Here is a 20,043-nt window from a genome sequence, read left to right as displayed (position 1 = left end):
GGTCAGCGCCATGCAATACATTCGTTTGGGCAACTCCGGCCTCGAAGTCTCCCGCCTGTGCCTGGGCACCATGAACATGGGCACCCCGGACTGGAAACCGTGGATCTTCGATGAGAAGAAAAGCGAGCCGATCGTCAAGCACGCGCTGGACAATGGTGTGAACTTCATCGACCTGGCGGACTTCTATTCCGCAGGTGTCGGCGAAGAAGTGGTGGGGCGCATCGTCAAGCGCCTGGCCCGTCGCGAAGACCTGGTGATCACCACCAAGGTCGGCTACGGCACCCGTTCCGGCATCAACGCCAGCGGCCATTCGCGCAAGCACATCATGGACAGCATTGATGCTTCGTTAAAGCGCCTGGACATGGATTACGTCGACGTCTTCATGCTGCACTACTTCGACGTCAACACTCCGGTTGAAGAGACCATGAGCGCGATGAACGACATCGTGCGTTCCGGCAAGGCCCGTTACATCGGCGTGTCGACCATGCTCACCGGGCAACTGGCAAAAATCCTCCTGGCCTGCGAGCGCAATGGCTGGGTCAAGCCGATCAACATGCAGCTGCAACTGAACTGCGCCTACCGTGAAGAAGAGCGCGAGATGATCCCGTTCTGCCGCGACCAGGGCCTCGGTGTGTCGGTGTTCAGTCCGCTGGCTCGCGGCCTGCTGACCGGTGACGCGCAGTCGACCCGCAACCAGACCGACTTCTTCACCCAGCAGATGTACAGCGACGAAGCCTCGTTCGAAATCGCCCATTCGGTGCAACGCGTGGCCCGTGCCCGTGGCGTGTCCAACGCGCAGATTGCCCAGGCGTGGGTGGCCAACCATCCGGGCGTGGATTGCATGCTGGTCGGTGCCGATACCACCGAGCAGTTCGACAGTGCCCTGGCGGCCCTGGAAACAAAGCTCGACGCCGAAGAACTGCATGAGCTGGAGCGCAATTACACGCCGTGCGACGTGATCAACGATTACACCGCTGGCAAACGAATCCTGCGTACCGCCCGTCCGGGTCTGGATCGCTTCAACCTGACTGAGGCCGTGGCATGAGCGCGTTGATCCGTCACGGAAGTTTCATCGATGGCCAATGGTCCAGCGGTGGCGCCACATACCCGGTGCTGAACCCGGCCAACGGCGAGCTGATCGCCGAAGTGCAAAAGGCTGGCGCTGAAGAGACCAATCTGGCCATCGAAGCGGCCAACCGTGCCTTGCCGGCGTGGCGCAAGCTGACCGCCAAGGAACGCAGCCAGCGCCTCAAGCGCTGGAGCGACTTGATGCTGAGGCACCAGAAGGACCTGGCCATGCTGCTCAGCCGCGAACAGGGTAAGCCGTTGGCCGAAGCCATGGGCGAAGTGGTCTATGCAGCGAGCTTCCTGGAGTGGTTCGCCGAAGAAGCCAAGCGCGCCTATGGCGACGTGATCCCGAGCCACAAGGCCGATGCGCGGATCATCGTCACCAAGGAAGCCATCGGTGTGGTCGCTGCGATCACCCCGTGGAACTTCCCGCTGGCCATGGTCACCCGCAAGGTCGGCCCGGCGCTGGCCGCCGGTTGCACGATGATCCTCAAACCGTCGGAAGAAACCCCCCTGTCGGCTTTCGCCCTGGCGGTGCTGGCCGAGCAAGCAGGGATTCCGGCCGGTGTGTTCAACGTCGTCTCCGGTGATGCCGTGGCGATTGGCGGCGCACTGCAAGCGTCCGGCGTCGTGCGCAAGCTGTCGTTCACCGGTTCGACCCGCACCGGCAAACTGCTGATGCGCCAGGCCGCCGACACCTTGAAAAAGGTCTCGCTGGAGCTGGGCGGCAACGCGCCATTCATCGTGTTCGACGACGCCGATCTGGATGCGGCGGTCAAAGGCGCCATGGCCTCGAAGTTCCGTAACACCGGGCAAACCTGCGTTTGTGTAAATCGCTTCTTCATTCAAGACAGCGTGTACGAAGCCTTCACCGGCAAGCTCGTCGAAGCGGTTGCCGCCATGCGCATCGGCAGCGCCCTGGACGGTGAAACCGAGCAAGGTCCGCTGATCAATGGCGCCGCTTTGGCCAAGGTCGAACAGCACGTGAGCGATGCAGTGGAGAAGGGCGCCAAAGTCCTGTGCGGCGGCCGCCGTCATGCACTGGGCGGCACGTTCTACGAGCCTACGGTTCTCGCCGAAGCCAACAGCGAGATGTTGATCGCCCAGGAAGAGACCTTTGGCCCGGTAGCTGCCTGCTTCCGTTTCAAGGACGAAGCCGAGGTGCTGCAAAAGGCCAACGACACGCCGTTCGGTCTGTCGGCCTACTTCTACAGCCGCGACATCGGCCGCGTCTGGCGCATGGCCGAAGGCCTGGAGGCCGGCATGGTCGGGATCAACGAGGGGATCATTTCTACCGAAGTTGCTCCCTTTGGCGGAATCAAGGAGTCTGGTCTGGGGCGTGAAGGCTCCAAATATGGTCTGGATGATTACCTGGAAATCAAATACTTGTTGATGGGCGGCCTATAAGGCAATGGCGCCTCTGCCAGCAGGGGCGCCACCCGTCCGTTGTCTCACTCCATACACAACAACAAGATAGAGAAGAACATGTCTGCTCAACCGGTAAAAATCGACGATCTGCCGATCGGCAGGTTCCATATCAAGATCGCCGGCCTGACTTTCGGCGCGCACTTCACCGACGGCTACATTCTGGGCCTGATCGGTATCGCCTTCACCCTGTTGAGCCCGCAAATGCAGCTCGATGCAGTCTGGCAAGGCTTGATTGGCGCGTCGGCACTGATCGGGCTATTCCTCGGCAGCCTGTTTTTCGGTTGGATATCGGACACCTTGGGCCGACAGAAAATCTTCCTGGTCAGCTTCGTGCTGATCACCCTGGCTTCGGTGATGCAGTTCTATGTCGAGACCGCCATGGGTCTGTTTCTGTGTCGGATCTTGATCGGCATCGGACTTGGCGGCGACTACAGCGTCGGCCATGCGATGCTGGCCGAGTTCTCGCCGAAGAAGCACCGTGGCATATTGCTCGGTTCGTTCAGTGTGATCTGGACCTTCGGCTACGTGGCGGCAACCTTCGTCGGTACGGCCATGCTCAGCCTCGGTGACGATGCCTGGCGCTGGATGCTGGCATCTTCGGCAATTCCGGCCGCGTTGATCTTGATCGCGCGCATCGGTACGCCAGAGTCGCCGCGCTGGCTGGTCAATCGCGGGCGCATCGCCGAAGCCCGGGCCATCGTCAAGAAACACCTGGGTGCCCATGTTGTGCTCGATGAGGAGCCTGGTAGCGCAGCTCGCTCCGGTTACGGCGTGCTTTTCAGCCGTGAATACCGTAAGCGCACGGCATTCAACTGCCTGTTCTTCGTTTGCATCGTCATGCCGTATTTTGCGATCTACACCTTCCTGCCGTCGATTTTGCAGAAGATGGGGTTGGCCGAAGGCTTCGGCACCGAGATGATGCTCAACATGCTATTGATACTGGGCGCACTGATCGGCATCTGGTGTACGGTCAAGTTTTCCCGCCGGGGCTTTTTGATCAATTCATTCATCGTTCTGGCAGTGGCCTTGTTCCTGCTGGCGGTGTTGCCGGAAAGCGCGGCCTGGTTGATGGTGCTGGTGTTCGGGGTATTCACCCTGGTGCTGTCGGCGGTGAGCAACCTGGTAGGAGTATTCCCGGCCGAGAGCTTCCCCACGGAAGTGCGGGCCAGCGGCATTGGCCTGGCAACGGCGGTCAGCCGCCTGGGTTCGGCAATCAGTACGTTCCTCTTGCCAGTGAGTGTGGCGGGGATCGGAGTGAGCCCGACCATGGGCATTCTGGCCGGAGTACTCGCGTTCGGGGCATTGATCTCCTGGGCCTGGGCACCCGAGACCAAATCCCTGACATTGAGTCAAGCGGGTCAGACGCAGGCCCCAGTGGACGGGAGTGTCATGGCTGACAAGATTACGGCTTCGGTATAGGCAGGAACTCGTTCCGATTCATCGCGGGCAAGCCCGCTCCTACAGACAGGGACCGTGTAGGAGCGGGTTTGCCCGCGATGATGACGTCTACACATTCACCAGGAATCTCAAGATCTACTCACCCCCCGCAACCACTGCGTAAACAAGTCCACCTTCGACAATCCCTGCTTATCGTTCGCCACATCCAGCCAATACCCATATGGCCCGATGACCTCCACCGGGCTGATCGGCAACAGGCTACCGTTGGCCAATTCACGTTCAATCATCTGCCTGTCGATCACCGCCAGCCCGCCACCGGCCAGTGCTGTGTGAATCACCTGGTCCAGCGTACTGAACTCCAGCCCTTGCCCCGCATCGACATCCTCCCGGTTCATGGCCGCCAGCCAGTTTTCCCAGACCTTCAAGCGTTTGCCTTCGTGCAGAATGTGCAGCAGTGGAAACTGCTTGAGGTCCGGAGGCTGACCGTCGGCGAACAACTCCGGGCTGGACACGGCGATGTGCCGCTCCATCACCAACAGCTGACTGGCGCAATGGCTGTCGGGCGCCAGGCCGAAGCGGATGCGGCAGTCGATTTCGGCAAGGCTGTCGTGACCGCTCTGATTAGTCACACTCAAGTTGATGTCCGGGTAGTACCGGCAGAATGCCCTCAGGTGCGCCGACAGCCAGCGCGTGGCCCAAGTCGGCGGTGCGAGAATGCGCAGGCGTTGGCGCAGGTTGGGCACGTGCACGGCCTGCAGGGCTTGTTCAATATGATCGAAAGCTTGAGCCAGTTGCGGGGACAGGGAGTTACCGGCTTCGGTCAGTGCCAGCCCTTTTGGGGTGCGTAAGAAGAGAGCGACGCCGAGATAATCCTCTAGCTGCTTGATCTGGCGGCTGACGGCGCCTTGAGTCACGTTCAAACCCAGCGCGGCCTGGCTGAAACTGCGGTGCCGCGCGACCTCCTCAAATATTCGCAGCATGTTCAGTGAGGGCAGTTGACGCATCTGATGGACTCCGAATCTGAAGCCCCTGGAAGATGGTCCGGCAACTGAGGCGGGTGCCGGATCGCGGGGATCAGAAATAGTAGCCGATTTTCATATACCGCTGGCTCTCCTATCGGCTGTTCCCACAGATCATCAGTCCTGTGCCGGGCATCCAATTGGCTGGGCTCAAGCTTTCTCTATTTCCGCATGTAAAAACTTCAAGTCAGTCTGGCCCCCGACTTTGTTACCGGGTGTCTTGTTTCAATATGAAACAAGACAAGTCTCATACGGTTGGCTCGACCTTTATTGATAGCGTTCTGTGGGGTCTCTCATCTAATCGGGTGGGGGGATGCTGCGGCGCCTGATTTTTTGTAAAACATCATTGGGTGCGGCATTAAGACTTAAGTTGGAGTGCATCGTGCAAAAGAGAATTGCAGCAGAATTTTTGGGGACGTTCTGGCTTACGTTCGGTGGTTGTGGAAGTGCGATTCTGGCTGCCGCCTATCCTGAGTTGGGTATCGGTTTTCTCGGCGTGTCGCTGGCATTTGGCCTGACGGTATTAACCATGGCCTATGCGGTTGGCGGTATATCCGGTGGCCACTTCAACCCGGCGGTTACCCTGGGATTGTGGGTTGGTCGTCGAGTGGCGGTGGGGGATGTCATTCCCTATATCGTGGCACAAGTAGCGGGTGCGATTGTTGCAGCGGCGGCACTCTATCTGATCGCAAGTGGTAAGCCAGGATTCGAAGTGGGTGGTTTTGCAGCGAACGGCTATGAGCAATTAAGCCCTGGGCAGTACAGCCTGCTGGCTGCGTTGGTAGCAGAAGTCATCGCAACCTTTTTCTTCGTCTTCATCATCATGCGTGTCACTGCGCCCGGTGCAGCTGCCGGGTTCGCTCCTATCGCGATTGGTTTGACGCTAACCCTCATCCACCTGGTGCTTATTCCTGTGACCAACACCTCGGTCAACCCGGCTCGCAGCACCGGTCCGGCCCTGTTTGCCGGCAGTCAATATCTATCCCAGCTGTGGCTGTTCTGGTTGGCACCGATCGTGGGGGCTGTGCTTGGGGCGTTGGTTGCGCGGGGCATGCCTGAAAAGAGCACTCATTCATCCTGAAAGACAAAGGCTTGCCGCTGAGCCAAAGCAAAACGCCCGAAGCCATGCATCGGGCGTTTTGCTTTTTGCTTCTAGGCGGTCGTAATTCGCCGCCGTCGCCGCGTGTCCAGCAAATGGACCATCACACAGGCATACAAAGTCACCAGGATGAACAAGCCCATTCGGATGGCGAAGGCGGTGTAGACATCCTTGCCCGCGGCACTGTCCTGTACCGATTGGCCGAGCAGAATGATCAGGGTTGCCAGGCTGTTGAGCCAGAAGCTTGGTGGTTGTCGGGTTTGCGCCAGGCCGTATAGCTTTCTGGCCGCCAGCAATCCGAATAGCAACATCCACAGAAAAAACATCCACAAGTTGACGAACAGGCTTAGCGCGCACCAGAAAAGAATTGCCATCAGGCCACCGAGCAGGGTCGAGCCGAGCAATTCCTGGCCGGCGGTGCGGGCGCTGGTCGCGCAGCTTTGTTGGCCGAGGCTGACGGCTTTCATGATGATCGGCAGGTAGCTGGCCGGGTCGATCATGGCCAGCAGGAAAGTCGGCAGCACCACCAGCGTGGCCCGTAGCGCCAGCCAGCCGCTTTCGGTTGGCGTAAGGCTCGGACCGGGTTTGGCTGCGGGGACGCTGGCGGGGTCGGGAAACAGCCAATGGCTGATGGTCAGCGCGGTGACGGCCAGGAACAGGCCCTTGACCAGGGCCACGATCACCTCAAGCGCCAGGGCGAATTCAGCGGTTCCGGCTGAGCTGATCAAGGTCAGGCCCACCACCAGGAAGGTCGCCACCAGCGGGTTGCCGCCGCGCAGGCCATAACCGAAAGCCATGAACAGGCACAATCCGACCAGCAGCACGCCACTGAACGGGTAGTAACGCAGCAGGGGAATCAGCAGCAGGCCGGTGCCGGTGGTCAGCATAAGGATCAGGATCAGGCCCAGGCTGGCCTTGAACGGCAACGGTCGGTTCATCGCCGCCAGCATCATCAGCGCCAGCATCGGCGAGAGGAACGGGATGGGCAAGGCCAGGCCGAAGCTCGCCGCCAGGCACAGCGCCGTACCGAAGCTCAGACGCAGGGCGCGCTGAACCCGGGCCGGGCGCTCAATACGCATAGGACATCCAGCTCATCACGCGCAAGAACAGGCGACCCAGGATATTCAGCGGGTTACTTTCACTCGGGAACGCCATGACTTCGGCCTGCCCGCCGGACCGGATGCCTTGCGGGCCGGTCAACTCACCGGGCTCGAACTCGATGATGACCGGAAAGCGTTGGGCAGGGCGTAGCCAATCACGGCTGTTCTCCACTGTCGGCAAGCTGCCTGGCTGGGTGGTCTGGCCGATATCGACGCCATAGCCGACGCTGCGCACATGGCCTTTGAAAATTCTGCCCGGGTGGGCGTCGAGTATGATGGACACCGGCGTCCCGGGCTGGACACTGCCCAGATTGTTTTCGGTCATGTCGGCGCTTATCCACACATCGTGGATGGCGATCAGGGTCATCACCGGAGCACCGGCGGCGGCGAACTGACCGACATCGGTGCGCAAATCGGTGATCAGGCCGGCCGAGCGCGCGTGGACTTTCGTGTTGCTCAAGTCCAGCTCGGCTTTTTCAAGGTTGCTGGCGGCGCTGAGCAACTGGGCGTTTTCGTCTTCGTTACCGCCCTGTTGTTCGCGCGCACGTTGCACTTCGGCCTTGGCCGCGGCGACCTGGCTGATGGATTCTGACAGGGTGGCGCGGGATATCTCCAGGCGGCGCAGCGAGATGGTGCCCGGGTCTTCGCTGTACAGACGCTCAAGCCGCTGGATGTCCTGGCGTGCCTTGAGCTCATTGGCCTGGGATGCACGCAGGGACGCTTGCTTGGAGTCGACGCCGGCAGTGTTGGCGCCCACCTGGCGACGGGTCGACTCAAGGTCGGCGCGGGCGCGATCGACGGCGATCTGGTACTGCTCCGGGTTGACTTCAAACAGCAATTCGCCGGCCTTGACGTCCTGGTTGTTGCGTACATGCACCTTGGTCACCCGGCCGGAAACCTCGGCGGCCACCGGCACAATGAAAGCCTGCACCCGTGCCTGTTGCGTGTAGGGGGTGTAACGGTCGGCCATCAGGTACCAGACCAGACTCAGGATGATCAGCAGCACCACCCAATTGATCGCTTTTTTCGCAGGGTCGGCGGCGGGTGCCGGGGCTTTCTCGTCGACCGGTTGTTGGCTGTCAGTCATGGGCACTTTCCTTCGGTTCGTCGAGCAGATCGCCCCAATCGGTCCGTTCTTGCATTTGTTTGCGGGTGGCCGGGTCGACCATCGGCTGATCGCTGTACCAGCCTCCGCCCAAAGCCTTGTACAGAGCGATCAGGCTATTGACGGCGGTGCCACGGTTGACCAGGTAGATATCCTGTTGGGCAAACAGGGCACGCTGGGCATCCAGCACGCGCTGGAAATCCGAATAGCCTTCGCGGTATTGGGCGTTGGCCAGGGTCACCGATCGTTCGGCGGCCACCGATGCATCGCTGAGGATCTGGTCGCGCTCCAGCGCCTTGATCAAGCCTGTCGCGGCATCGTCGGCCTCGCGCGCCGCCTGGCGCACGCTGTCCTGGTAGATAACGATCAATTGCTGCAAGCGCGCATCCTGCACGCGGACGTTGTTGGTGATCCGGCCGTGGTCGAAGATGTCCCAGCGCAGGCTGGGGCCGGCCACCATGTCGAGGGTATTGGATGCCCCGTTGAGCGAGCTGGCGGACCAGACGATGCTGCCCAGCAAGCTGATGGACGGGTACAGATCAGTCTCGGCCACACCGATCAACGCCGACTGCGCTGCCACTTGCAACTCGGCAGCGCGCACATCGGGGCGCCGCACCAGCAGGTTGGCCGGCACGTCCTGCAAGACCGCAGTATCGAGCAGCGGCACCAGGCCGGTGTTGCGATTGAGGTCAGGGATCGAGCCGGGTGGCTGCCCGATCAGGGTGGATAGCGCGTTGCGCAAGCTCGCCACCTGGCTTTCGAAGTCCGGGATGGTACTGAGGGTGCCCAGGTACTGGGTCTTGGCCTGTTGCAGATCGAGCTCGGCTTCGGCTCCGCTGTTGAACAGGCGCTCGGTGATCTCGTAGCTGCGTTTTTGCAATTTGGCGTTACTGCGGGCGATGGCCAGGCGTGCCTCGGCAGTGCGCAAGGCGTAGTAGTTTTGCGCCAGTTGCGCGTGCAACAGCACCAAGGCGTTTTCATAGTTGGCCTGAGCGGCAAACCAGGACGCGTCGGCCGACTCGATGGCACGGCTGAAACGCCCCCAGAAATCCAGCTCCCAGCCAATATCGAAGCCGACGCTGTGTTGCCAGAAATGCGTGTCCTGGGGGTTGGCGCCGCCCGACTGCCGACGATTCAGGTACAGGCTGTCGGCGCTGGCCTGCTGCAATTGCGGGTAGCGTCCACTCAGGGCGATACCCAATTGTGCCCGGGACTCCATGACCCGCAGGCCAGCGACATGCAGGTCGGGGTTGTGGGCATCGGCTTCGGCCATCAAATGGTCCAGCACCGGGTCGTTGAACACGCGCCACCATTGGCGGCTGTCAGGTTGCGCGTGTTGTTGGCCGGCGATTTCCAGGGCCGGGGTGTTCCAGTGGTCGACCCAGGGTTGGGCCGGCGACTGGAAATCCGGACCCAGTTGCACACAGCCCCCCAGGACGACGGTGCCACAGAGCAGAAGCCGGCTGATGCGAGCAGGGCGTGGCATCAAGCGCAAACTCCTCAGACAGGACGCTGATCGTTCATTGCCTCTATCTTCGGTGTCTCGTTCACAGCCTCGATCTCGGGCGTCTCGTTCATTGCCTCGACAGTCGGTTGGTCCTGGACCCATTGCCAGAACAGTTGGTAGCCCACCGCCAGCGCAACCGGCCCGATGAACAAACCGATGAAGCCCCCGCTAACCATGCCGCCCAGGGCGCCAATCAGAATGACCGGCATGGGCACATCGACGCCACGACCCAGCATCAACGGCTTGAGGACGTTGTCGGCCATCCCGGCGATCAGGCTGTAGATGCCAAACACGACGGTGCCCAAGGTGGTGCCGTCGGTGGCGAAGACATACGCGATCACCGGGATGGTCACCAGCAGCACTGGCAATTGCATGATTCCCATCAGCAGCGCAACCATCGCCAGCAGGCCGGCACCGGGCACGCCCATGAGCACGAAGCCCACGCCGACCAGCAACATCTGAATGAACGCAATACCCACCACGCCTTGGGCGACCGCGCGGATGGTTGCGGTGCAGAGCTCGGTGATGCGTGGGCCACGCTCTGGTCCGGAAAGACGCGAGGTGATGGCCAGGGCGCTTCTTTCGCCGTTTTCGCCATAGGCCATGAACACGCCGGCGATGATCAGGGCGCCGATGAACAACAGAAAACCTACGCCAACATCGGCCATTTTGCCCAACAAGGTCAGGCCGACGGACTTGATGTAAGGCATCACCTTCATCACCACGCTGCTCATGTCAGTGGCGGCCTGCATCCAGTAGGCATAGATCGGCTCGCCAATGAGTGGCAGGGCGGCGATTTTTTCGCTGGGGAGCGGAATCTGCAGCGTATCGGACTTGAGGACCGCCAGGGTGCCCTGGACCGATTCACTGATCGAGGTGCCCAGCAGGTAGATCGGTACCATCAGCAGAGCCAGGGCGACCACCACGATCAGTGTGGCGGCACGACCGTCCTTGTTGACCAGCTTGCGCTTGATAAGCCCATGCAGTGGATACAGGGTGATGGCCAGAATCATTGCCCAGAGCATCAGGTTGAGGAAAGGGTGGAAGATCTGGAAGCAGAACAGTACCAGCACCGTAATCAACCCGGCGCGAATCAGTACGTCAAGCAAACCACCGGACAGTGCTCTAGCGGAAATGTTAGTGCGCAACATTGTCAAACTCCTTGCGGTGTCACACAGGTTAGCCAGGCCGTTGAAGTTCAACTCTTTCCTACTAAGTGAATCCATAAAGCAAGATCCACGGACAGCCATCCAAGCGTTAAAAGCCCATAACGCCTTACTTTAAGTAGAGAAAACTTCAACGAGGTACCTACCAAAAACCCAATAGGTAACGGGGTGGTTTGTAGTATAGGAGCAGTCGTATATTCCGCCCGTTTACACAGGCTGGAATTCTGCTGCAGTTGATGGCATCCGCTGCGAGGCCTTGCCTGAAGCGGTTTTGAAGCTGAACCAATGGCTCTTTTTCTGTACCGGGCATTAACCGTTGCAGCAGGCTGATCAGGATAATTGCCAACAGTCGCACCCGTCGCAAGCAAATAATCCTCATTAATTCTCAATAATTAAGGTTTGTGACACGCTTGGTTTTTACGGTGCAGGCGCTAGAGTGCAGTAGCCCGTTGATTTAACTGATGGTCGGCCCCCCAACTTTTTTGCTGAACACTTGCGCTTAACATTCCGGCCTTTGCTTGCGATTTATCTATTTGAAATGAGGACGGGCCCATGGACCGCTTCCAGGAAATGCAGGTCTTCGCTGCCGTCGCCAAGGAGCAGGGCTTTTCGGCGGCGGCGCGGGGTTTGGGTCTATCGGCGGCCAGCGTCACCCGAGCGGTCGCGGCGCTGGAGAAGCGAATTGGCACACAACTGCTCATACGTACGACGCGCAGTGTGTATTTGAGCGAGGCCGGCCAGCGATACCTGGAGGACTGTCGGAGAATTCTCGCCGAGGTGCAGGAAGCCGAGGACTCGGCAGCGGGCAGCCATATCCATCCCCGTGGGCAACTGACCATCACGGCACCGGTTTTGTTTGGCGAGATGTTTGTCACGCCCTTGATGGTGAATTATCTGACGCAATTCCCCGAGGTCTGCATCAACGCGCTGCTGGTGGACCGGGTGGTGAGTGTGGTCGAGGAGGGCGTCGATGTGGCGATTCGCATCGGCGAACTTCCTGATAGCAACCAGCATGCGATCCGCGTGGGCGAGGTGCGGCGGGTGATCTGCGCCTCGCCGCGGTTTCTGGCCAGCCATGGTCGGCCCAGGCATCCCCGGGAACTGGCCCAGGCGCCGATTATCGCGACCTCGGCTATCGGCCAACTCAGGAGTTGGCCATTCATTGAAGACGGCGAAACCTTGAGTGTGCGGGCTGAACCGCGATTGGTGGTGACGGCCAATCAGGCGGCCATCACGGCAGCCAGTCTGGGGTTGGGATTCACTCGGGTGCTGTCTTATCAAGTGGCGAGCAAGGTGGCTGCCGGCGAGCTGGAAATCATTCTGGCCGACTTCGAACTGCCGCCGTTGCCCATCCATGTGGTCTATCAGGGCGGGCGCAAAGCGCCGGCCCGGGTGCGCAGTTTTGTCGATTTCGCGGTGAAGACCCTGCGCGAGCATCCGGCACTCACGCGTTGAATTATTTCAAACACTGAAATAATGGATTGCGTTTGCTGGTGATTCTTTTGGTTTGGATGCAGGTAGAAGATACGACCCATCGGCGCTGGTCTTTCCTGAACAGCACCACAGACCCGAGGTATCGACCATGCAAGCGATCAAACTCTACAACTTCCCACGTTCCGGCCACGCTCATCGTGTCGAGTTGATGCTGTCCCTGCTGAAGCTGCCGACCGAATTGATCTTGGTTGATCTCGCCAAGGGCGAACACAAGCAACCGGCGTACCTCGCGCTCAATGCTTTCGGTCAGGTGCCGGTGATTGATGACCAGGGCGTGGTGTTGGCCGATTCCAACGCGATTCTGGTTTACCTGGCGCAAAAGTACGGCAATGGTCGCTGGCTGCCGGTTGATCCGGTTGGGGCCGCCAAGGTCCAGCGCTGGTTGTCAGTGGCGGCCGGTCCGATTGCGTTCGGCCCTGCCCGGGCAAGATTGATCACTGTGTTTGGCGCGCCTTACAACGCTGCAGAAGTGATTGCCTATGCCCATACCGTGCTCAAAGTGATCGATCACGAACTGGCCGATACGCCGTATCTGGCCGGCACTGAACCGACGATTGCCGACGTCGCCGCCTACAGCTACATCGCCCATGCGCCTGAGGGCAATGTGTCGCTGGACGAGTACGCCAACATTCGCGCCTGGCTGGCCCGCATCGAAGCCTTGCCGGGTTTTGTCGGCATGCCGCGCACCATCGCCGGCCTGCAAAAAACCGCCTGATGCTGGTGGCCCGGTGTTGCCGGGCCACCCCGTTCTGCGCCAGAGGCGCAAGGGAGCAGCCGTATGGACCGTTCACCCTGGCATGCCGGTGAGAAACAATTGCAGGCGCTTGTGGGCGTTGCCGAACGAATGGAGGCGTTCGGTCGTAAGGTAATTCGCAGCGAGATGCCGGAGCAGCACCGCACCTTCTATCAGCAATTGCCGTTCATGCTGTACGCAGCGGTGGATGCCGACGGTCATCCCTGGGCCAGCATCCTGGAAGGTCTACCCGGTTTCGCCCACTCGCCAGAACCTGGCTTGCTGCAATTTCGCAGCCTGCCGGCCTTTGATGATCCCGCGCAGTTGAACGACGGCTCGGCCATCGGCCTGTTGGGCATCGAGTTGCACACCCGCCGCCGCAACCGCATCAATGGGCATGTCCGCGCCATGTCCACGGACGGTTTCGCGGTGACCGTGGATCAGTCCTTCGGCAATTGCCCGCAGTACATTCAGTTGCGCCAGTTTCGCTCGGTGCCGCTGGCCGATCCCTCGACGCGTGTCGCCCAGCATTTCAACGAACTGGATGATGCGGCCAAGGCGATGATTACCGAGGCGGACACGTTCTTCGTTGCCAGTTATGTGGAGGTCGATGGCGAGCGCTCGGTGGATGTGTCTCACCGTGGCGGGCAGAGCGGTTTCGTACGCGTGGAAGGCAATCGCCTGACCATTCCGGACTTCGCCGGCAACCTGCATTTCAACACCTTGGGCAACTTGCTGCTCAATCCTCGGGCCGGGTTGTTGTTCATTGATTTCAACACCGGTGATTTGCTGCAGCTCAGTGGGCGCACTGACATCATCCTTGACGGTCCTCAGGTCGAGGCGTTCCAGGGGGCCGAGCGCTTGTGGACGATCGATGTCGAGCAAGTGGTACGTCGCCCGGCTGCTCTGTCGTTGCGCTGGCGCTTTGACGGCGTTTCACCCACCAGTTTGCTCACCGGCACCTGGGAGCAGGCCACGGCGCGTTTGCAGGCCAAAGCCCTGGGCGATCAATGGCGGCCGTTGCGGGTGACGCGGATTGAAGCGCAAAGCCAGAACATTCGCTCGATTTACCTGGAGCCCGCCGACGGAGCCGGGTTGCCACTGTTTCAGGCGGGACAGCATTTGCCTCTTCGCTTCAACATTGATGGCGATGTGCACATTCGCACGTACAGTTTATCGAGCGCGCCGTCCGATGATTTTTTCCGCATCAGCGTAAAGCGCGACGGGAGGGTGTCTACGCATTTGCATGAGCAGATTCGTGTTGGCGATGTATTGGAGGCAAGGGCGCCGCAAGGGCATTTTACCGTGGCGCCCCATGAGCGCCGGCCACTGGTGTTGCTGGCGGCCGGGGTCGGCATCACGCCGCTGTTGTCGATGCTGCGGGAGGTGGTTTACCAGGGCTTGCGCACCCGCCGTATCCGGCCGACATGGTTCATCCAGAGTTCGCGCACGCTGGCCGACCAGCCGTTTCGCCGGGAGCTGGATCGATTGCTTGAGGAAGCCGGCGACGCGGTGCGGGTGGTGCGTTTACTCAGTCAACCGGAAGCCGAGGCACTGCCAGGAGAGGACTTCGACCTCAGTGGACGGATCGACGTCGCGCTGCTCAAGGATCTGCTGACAGTCGAGGACTACGATCAGCTGGATTTTGTCGTCTGTGGTCCCGGAAGTTTTACCCAGGCGCTGTACGACGGCTTGCGCGAACTGGAGATTCGCGATTCGCGGATTCACGCCGAAACCTTCGGCCCGTCCACCTTGCGCCGACGCCCGGACCCCGATGCAGTGGTCATCGAGCAACCGCCAGCCGCCACCGTGTCTGTGCCCGTGGTGTTCCAGCGCTCGGCCAAGGAGGCGCGGTGGCAGCCGGAGGGCGGCAGCCTGCTGGAGTTGGCGGAAAGCCGTGGCCTGCGCCCGGAGTTCAGTTGTCGCGGCGGCTCCTGCGGCACCTGCAAGACGCGCCTGATCAGCGGTCAGGTGCATTACCCACTGCCGCCAGCGGAGGTGCCGGATGACGGACAGGTGCTGATTTGCTGTGCGATTCCGGCGCAGGGGGCGCAGCCATTGGTACTCGATATCTGATGATCATTGCAGGCGAACATTGCCCGCCGGTCGATGGCTGGGTAGGGTAGTGAGCAGAACGAAAAAGGGCCGCTGAGGCCCTTTCTGCATTTCAGGAACAGGCGTTTCAATGGTTTTTTTCACTCGCTCGATGGTCTTGCTGATGGCGCTGGCGCTCACCACCGGTTGCGAAAGACAGGATGCACCGCCGCTGGATCAACAGCTTTACGTCTGGCAGCGGCAGTGGACGTCGGCCCACGACGCCGCCCTTCGGGACAGTCGCGCCGATTTTTCGACCTTGCGGGTGCTGGCCTTGCAGGCTTTCCCCAGCGCGGGCTGGCGTCAGGCGCGGATTGACCCGGCACTGCTCAAGCGTGATGGCCGGCCGGTGATTGCGGTGATTCGCCTGGATGGGCAGCTCAAGGCGCTTGATCAGGATGAGATCACAGCGCAAACCCGACAGGTGATCAGTGATTGGCAGGGACAGGGATTGAACCTCGTCGGCGTGGAAATCGACCACGATGCCGGTAACGCCCGGCTACCAGCGTACCGCGAGTTTCTCGCTCATTTGCGCGGAGCGTTGCCGACTTCGCTGCCGCTGAGCATCACGGCGTTGCCGTCCTGGCTCGACAGTCGTGAACTGCCGGCGCTGTTATCCACAGTCGACAGCAGCGTGTTGCAGGTGCACGCGGTGAGCGATCCGCGTCGTGGCTTGTTTGATGCCGATCAGGCCCGGCAATGGGCGAAGGCCTGGAGCCGTATCACGACGAAACCCTTCTATCTGGCGCTGCCGGCCTATGGCGTGGCGTTGCTGCCGTCGGCGGGTGGCGCGCCCATTGTGGAAAGCGAAGTCACGGTGGAGCGCGAAGGACTGCGCCGGGAGTTGCTCGCCGATCCGCAGTCGTTACGCACCCTCGGTACCGAGCTGCGGGCCGATCCACCGAAACATCTTGCGGGCCTGATCTGGTTTCGCTTGCCATTGGCCAACGACCGTCGGGCCTGGAGCCTGACTACTTTGCGCGCTGTGGCGCGCGGTGATGCGCTCGACAGTCAATTGAACCTGAAACTCTTGGCCGACAATGGCCTCTATGACATCGGCATCAGCAATCAGGGCAATCTCGACCGCGCCTGGCCCGAACGCCTGACACTGGCGGTCAGCGGTTGTGAGGGGGCCGATGCCTTGGCCGGTTACGCGTTGCAACAAAGCCCGGATCTGCTTACCTTCACCCGCCTGCGCGATGGCCGAATACCGGCCGGCGGGCAGCGTGCCATTGGTTGGGCTCGCTGCGCACACATTGATCAAGGAGGTTCGAATGTTCACCCGTAACTGGCCGCGTCATTTACTTTGCCTGAGCCTAAGCCTGCCGCTGGGTTCGGCGCTGGCCTGCGGCCCGGACTTTCCCATGCGCCTGCTGGATAACCGTGGCCAGTCTCTGGCGGAACTGCCGGAAGGCAACTTCAGCTTCGAGATCAGCCGCCTCGGCCATGCCATCAACGGGTTGAAGAACATCACCGCTGGCGCCAACCACGCGGATGAAACTGACCCGGTAGCGCTGCGGGATCAGGCCGAGCAGGCGGGACTTTCCGCTGAGCAACAAGTGTTGGTGAAACACCTGCGCAGCCTGACCGATGCCCGTCATGTTGAAACCGAAGGGGCGCAACTGCCGCCCGAGCACAGGCTGTACCTGGCGGGCGCCGTGGCATTTGGCGCGGGTGATCCAGCCTTGGCCGCCGGGTATTTCAAGAAGGTGCTGGCCTTGCCCGCCGAGCAACGGGCTTCGCGCAGCACCTGGGCGGCTTACTCGCTGGGGCGCGCGTTGTTCGCCATGAGCGCCGAAGCCGGTGCGGCACCGGATCTGCTCGAACAATCGGCAAAGGCCTTCGAGCAAGCCCGGCAACTGAGCATCGACGGCTTCAGCGATCCACTGGAACTGGGGGTCGCCAGCCTCGGCGAAGAAGCCCGGGTGGTGCGCACCGAAGGTGACTGGAACCGTGCTATCGAGCTGTACGCCTCGCAAAATCTGCACGGTTCCGCGGTGGGCTACGAATCGCTGAAGCTATTGATGACGGACCTGATGTCGCTGCCGGAGGATCAAGTGGCCGAGTTGCTCAAGGGCCAGCCTGTGCAGCAGTTGGTGACCGCATCGCTGATCAGCCGGTTAGGTTGGTCGTTCGGCGATCAACCGCCCAACGAACAAAAAATGATCAAGCTGCTGCAAAACAGCACCCGTGGCAGTCTCGAAAACGCCGACCGCCTGGCGGCGATGAATTATCAACAGGGCGATTACGCCAGCGCCAAGGCTTTCCTCGAACATGCCGGCGATGGTGGGTTGGCCTGGTGGCTGCGGGCAAAACTGGCGGTGCGTGAGGGCGATAAGAGTGCGGCCGCCGCAGCCTACGCCAAAGCGGCCCAGGCCTTCCCGCAGAATGAATCCTGGGGCGAGCGACGAACCCCGGATTACGATTACGAAACACTCCAGCCCAAATGCCGGGTCGAGGGAGAAAGCGCGATCCTGGCCCTGCAACGCGGGGATTACCTGCAAGCCTTCGATCAGCTGTATCGCAGCCAAAGCATTTACTGGTTCGACGCCGCCACCGTTGCCGAGCGCGTGTTGACCCTCGAAGAACTCAAGCACTACGTCGACACTCAAGTGCCGGCACCGCCGCCGCTCAGCCAGCAGGACCGCGACAACTACGTGCCCTTGCCGGTGGCGGCGAGCCTGCGCAATCTGCTGGGGCGGCGCTTGCTGCGCGAGGGGCATTACGAAGAGGCGCCGGCGTACTTCGATAACGTCGATTTGCAGAACAAGGCCAAGTCGTATGCCATTTTGCGCAAAGAGGCCGACGCCGCTTGGTGGCCGACGACGCGGGCGGCAGCCTTGTTTAACTCGGCTGTCGTCGCGCGTAAGGCGGGAATGGAAATTCTCGGTTACGAAATGGCCCCGGACTTCGCCACGTTTGACGGCAACTACGTGCTGGACAGCGCGGAACTGAAGGTCGGGCCGCTGGTGGCCGCAGACGAAGTGAAGCGTCAGCAGGTCAGCGCTGCCCAGCCAGATCAGCGTTACCACTACCGGTATGTTGCCACGGCGCTGGCCAGCCAGGCGGCGGACCTTTTACCTCACAGCAGCCAGGCTTTTGCCGCGGTGCTGTGTCAGGCGTACGGATGGAATAGCAGTCTCGAAGAACAAAGTGCGCTGTACCAACGCTATGTCAAAGAAGGTCCCTACGTGGATTGGGCGTTCAACTTCGGCTCTCAATGTCCGTATCCGGATTTCCAGAATGCCGACAAGCGTTATGTAACGCAGGTGACCGATGCCGCGCGTTCGTCACTGCGACCCTATAAAAAACCTCTGCAATATGGCGCAGTGATTGTCATAACGGCTGTCGCGTTGTGGCTGATCAACCGTCGCCGCCGCAAGGCGCAGTAAGGTTCAAGCCTGTTGCACAAAGGTCAGCCGCACGGCGAAACCGATCAACAGGCTGCCGAACAACCATTGTTGCAGGCGCTGGGCTGAGGGGCTGCGTTGCAGCCAACGGCCGAGTGCCGCGCCGACCAGGGCGTAAGCGCTGTCGAACAGCAAACCAATACCAACGAGCACCACGCCCAACGTCGCAAATTGCCCGAGCACCGGCCCGGCCTGTGGGTTGATGAATTGCGGTAGCAGCACCGAGCAGAACAGCAGTGCCTTGGGGTTGAGCAGGTTGGTCAGCAGTCCGCGCCGGATGGCTGCGCCCCAGCGGAGTTTTTCGCCGGTTGTATCGGCACTGTTCAGGCTCGGCAGCATCGTGGTTCGCAGGCACTGAATGCCGATCCACAGCAGATACGCGGCGCCAACCAGGCGCACCACATCGAAGGTCCAGGGCGCCGCCTTGAACAGTGCCGCCAACCCCAGCGCCGCCAATGCCACATGGCAACCCCGGGCGATGCCCAGGCCCACGGCCGTGGCCAGCGCGGCGCCTTTGCCCTGGCGTGCACCGGTCTGCAACAGCAGGATCATGTCGGGCCCGGGCAACAGGTAGACCACTGCCAGTGCCATGAAAAACAGCCAGAGACCTTGCATGTTGCACCCCGTTCGTTGTCGATTTGGTCGTGCCAGTCTAGGGCTGGAGGGCGGGGCAGGTGCTTGCGTTGTCAGCTTCTATCGGGTCGTGTATTGGCATAATCTGCCACTTAATCAAGCTTGAACCATCAGGATCTGCCAAACCATGAAACTCGACGCCTACGACCGCAAGATTCTCGCCGCGCTGCAACGGGATGGCCGCCTGAGCAATGTGCAACTGGCAGACGAGATTGGCCTGTCGGCATCGCCTTGCTTGCGCCGGGTGCGGATGCTGGAAGAGGCGGGGGTGATTCGCGGCTACCAGGCCAATCTGGATCGCGACGAAGTGGGGTTGGGGCTGACGGTGTTTGTTGGAGTCAAGGTCGAGCGTCATAACGATGAACAAGCCGAAGCCTTTCGCCTGGCGGTAACGGCATTGCCCGAGGTGATCTCGGCGTTTCTGGTGTCGGGGGAGTCGGATTTTCTGTTGCAGGTGGTGGTGCCGGACTTGCGTGGCTATGACCGCTTTCTCACTGGGCGTTTGCTGAAGCTGCCGGGGGTGAGCGACATCCGCAGCAACTTTGCGATCCATACGGTGAAGGCGCCGGGGGCGTTGCCTTTGGAGCATTTGCCGCTTTAAACCGCATGCACCGCTATCGCGAGCAGGCTCCACACAGGTACAGCGCAAACCTTGTGGGAGCGAGCCTGCTCGCGATAGCGGTGCATGCGGTTTAAAGCGGCAAATGCTCCAAAGGCAACGCCCCCGGCGCCTTCACCGTATGGATCGCAAAGTTGCTGCGGATGTCGCTCACCCCCGGCAGCTTCAGC

General features: G+C 60.8%; 16 protein-coding genes and 1 pseudogene. 10 read left to right on the top strand and 7 right to left on the bottom strand.

The window, feature by feature from the left end:
- Window positions 1-10 precede the first annotated feature (10 nt).
- The 3 genes from BSF44_RS26275 to BSF44_RS26265 all read left to right on the top strand — a co-directional run bounded on the left by BSF44_RS26275 (window position 11) and on the right by BSF44_RS26265 (window position 3,915).
- On the top strand, window positions 11-1,045 hold the full coding sequence (locus tag BSF44_RS26275) for an aldo/keto reductase (RefSeq protein WP_095945958.1): 1,035 nt from the start codon (window positions 11-13) through the stop codon (window positions 1,043-1,045).
- On the top strand, window positions 1,042-2,475 hold the full coding sequence (locus BSF44_RS26270; protein WP_095945957.1) for an NAD-dependent succinate-semialdehyde dehydrogenase: 1,434 nt from the start codon (window positions 1,042-1,044) through the stop codon (window positions 2,473-2,475). Before BSF44_RS26275 ends, BSF44_RS26270 begins: the two co-directional genes overlap by 4 nt.
- 78 nt (window positions 2,476-2,553) lie before the next feature.
- Entirely contained in the window at window positions 2,554-3,915 is a 1,362-nt protein-coding gene (locus BSF44_RS26265) for an MFS transporter (RefSeq protein ID WP_095945956.1), read from the top strand.
- A gap of 107 nt (window positions 3,916-4,022) precedes the next feature.
- Here the strand turns inward: BSF44_RS26265 and BSF44_RS26260 are convergent, their stop codons facing one another.
- Entirely contained in the window at window positions 4,023-4,898 is an 876-nt protein-coding gene (locus tag BSF44_RS26260) for a LysR substrate-binding domain-containing protein (RefSeq protein ID WP_095945955.1), read from the bottom strand.
- 397 nt (window positions 4,899-5,295) lie between these two features.
- On the opposite strand from BSF44_RS26260, the gene aqpZ reads away from it, so the two are divergent.
- Window positions 5,296-5,994 carry an aquaporin Z gene (gene aqpZ / locus BSF44_RS26255; RefSeq protein WP_095945954.1) on the top strand — a complete coding sequence of 233 codons (699 nt, stop codon included), beginning with the start codon at window positions 5,296-5,298 and terminating at the stop codon, window positions 5,992-5,994.
- A gap of 71 nt (window positions 5,995-6,065) precedes the next feature.
- Here the strand turns inward: aqpZ and BSF44_RS26250 are convergent, their stop codons facing one another.
- Genes BSF44_RS26250 through BSF44_RS26235 form a run of 4 tightly spaced genes read right to left on the bottom strand, consistent with a single transcriptional unit; the run spans window position 6,066 to window position 10,875 of the window.
- Window positions 6,066-7,091, bottom strand: a complete 1,026-nt coding sequence (locus BSF44_RS26250; RefSeq protein WP_095945953.1) for a DUF2955 domain-containing protein — start codon at window positions 7,089-7,091, stop codon at window positions 6,066-6,068.
- Window positions 7,081-8,199 (bottom strand): HlyD family secretion protein, encoded by a 1,119-nt coding sequence (locus BSF44_RS26245; protein ID WP_095945952.1) that lies wholly within the window; start codon window positions 8,197-8,199, stop codon window positions 7,081-7,083. The genes BSF44_RS26250 and BSF44_RS26245 overlap by 11 nt, the downstream gene beginning before the upstream one ends.
- On the bottom strand, window positions 8,192-9,703 hold the full coding sequence (locus tag BSF44_RS26240; protein ID WP_095945951.1) for an efflux transporter outer membrane subunit: 1,512 nt from the start codon (window positions 9,701-9,703) through the stop codon (window positions 8,192-8,194). The genes BSF44_RS26245 and BSF44_RS26240 overlap by 8 nt, the downstream gene beginning before the upstream one ends.
- Before the next feature lie 14 nt (window positions 9,704-9,717).
- Window positions 9,718-10,875 (bottom strand): AI-2E family transporter, encoded by a 1,158-nt coding sequence (locus tag BSF44_RS26235; RefSeq protein ID WP_095945950.1) that lies wholly within the window; start codon window positions 10,873-10,875, stop codon window positions 9,718-9,720.
- Between the two features lie 567 nt (window positions 10,876-11,442).
- Here BSF44_RS26235 and BSF44_RS26230 point away from each other — a divergent pair.
- The 5 genes from BSF44_RS26230 to BSF44_RS26210 all read left to right on the top strand — a co-directional run bounded on the left by BSF44_RS26230 (window position 11,443) and on the right by BSF44_RS26210 (window position 18,603).
- A complete protein-coding gene (locus BSF44_RS26230; RefSeq protein WP_095945949.1) occupies window positions 11,443-12,345 on the top strand; it encodes a LysR family transcriptional regulator in 903 nt (300 codons plus the stop codon).
- A 127-nt stretch (window positions 12,346-12,472) separates the two neighbouring features.
- Window positions 12,473-13,099: a glutathione S-transferase family protein gene (locus BSF44_RS26225; RefSeq protein ID WP_095945948.1), complete on the top strand. Its 627-nt coding sequence runs from the start codon at window positions 12,473-12,475 to the stop codon at window positions 13,097-13,099.
- 63 nt (window positions 13,100-13,162) lie between these two features.
- On the top strand, window positions 13,163-15,193 hold the full coding sequence (locus BSF44_RS26220) for a pyridoxamine 5'-phosphate oxidase family protein (protein WP_095945947.1): 2,031 nt from the start codon (window positions 13,163-13,165) through the stop codon (window positions 15,191-15,193).
- A gap of 109 nt (window positions 15,194-15,302) precedes the next feature.
- Window positions 15,303-16,499, top strand: coding sequence for a DUF3142 domain-containing protein (locus BSF44_RS26215; protein WP_095945946.1), 1,197 nt, complete (start codon window positions 15,303-15,305; stop codon window positions 16,497-16,499).
- The gene (locus tag BSF44_RS26210; protein ID WP_095945945.1) at window positions 16,486-18,603 is read left to right on the top strand and encodes a hypothetical protein; all 2,118 of its coding nucleotides are present in this window, start codon (window positions 16,486-16,488) and stop codon (window positions 18,601-18,603) included. Before BSF44_RS26215 ends, BSF44_RS26210 begins: the two co-directional genes overlap by 14 nt.
- 3 nt (window positions 18,604-18,606) lie before the next feature.
- Here the strand turns inward: BSF44_RS26210 and BSF44_RS26205 are convergent, their stop codons facing one another.
- The gene (locus BSF44_RS26205; protein ID WP_095945944.1) at window positions 18,607-19,236 is read right to left on the bottom strand and encodes a LysE family translocator; all 630 of its coding nucleotides are present in this window, start codon (window positions 19,234-19,236) and stop codon (window positions 18,607-18,609) included.
- 145 nt (window positions 19,237-19,381) lie between these two features.
- On the opposite strand from BSF44_RS26205, the gene BSF44_RS26200 reads away from it, so the two are divergent.
- Window positions 19,382-19,855, top strand: a complete 474-nt coding sequence (locus tag BSF44_RS26200; RefSeq protein ID WP_095945943.1) for an Lrp/AsnC family transcriptional regulator — start codon at window positions 19,382-19,384, stop codon at window positions 19,853-19,855.
- 91 nt (window positions 19,856-19,946) lie between these two features.
- On the opposite strand, the pseudogene BSF44_RS26195 reads toward BSF44_RS26200, so the two are convergent.
- A pseudogene (locus tag BSF44_RS26195) lies at window positions 19,947-20,043 on the bottom strand (Lrp/AsnC family transcriptional regulator); the annotation flags it as partial.

This window comes from Pseudomonas sp. ACN8 (assembly GCF_002303925.1).
Classification (GTDB): Bacteria; Pseudomonadota; Gammaproteobacteria; order Pseudomonadales; family Pseudomonadaceae; genus Aquipseudomonas.
The sequence above is the reverse complement of the archived record's forward strand: the minus strand, read 5'-3'. Positions and strand labels throughout refer to the sequence as shown.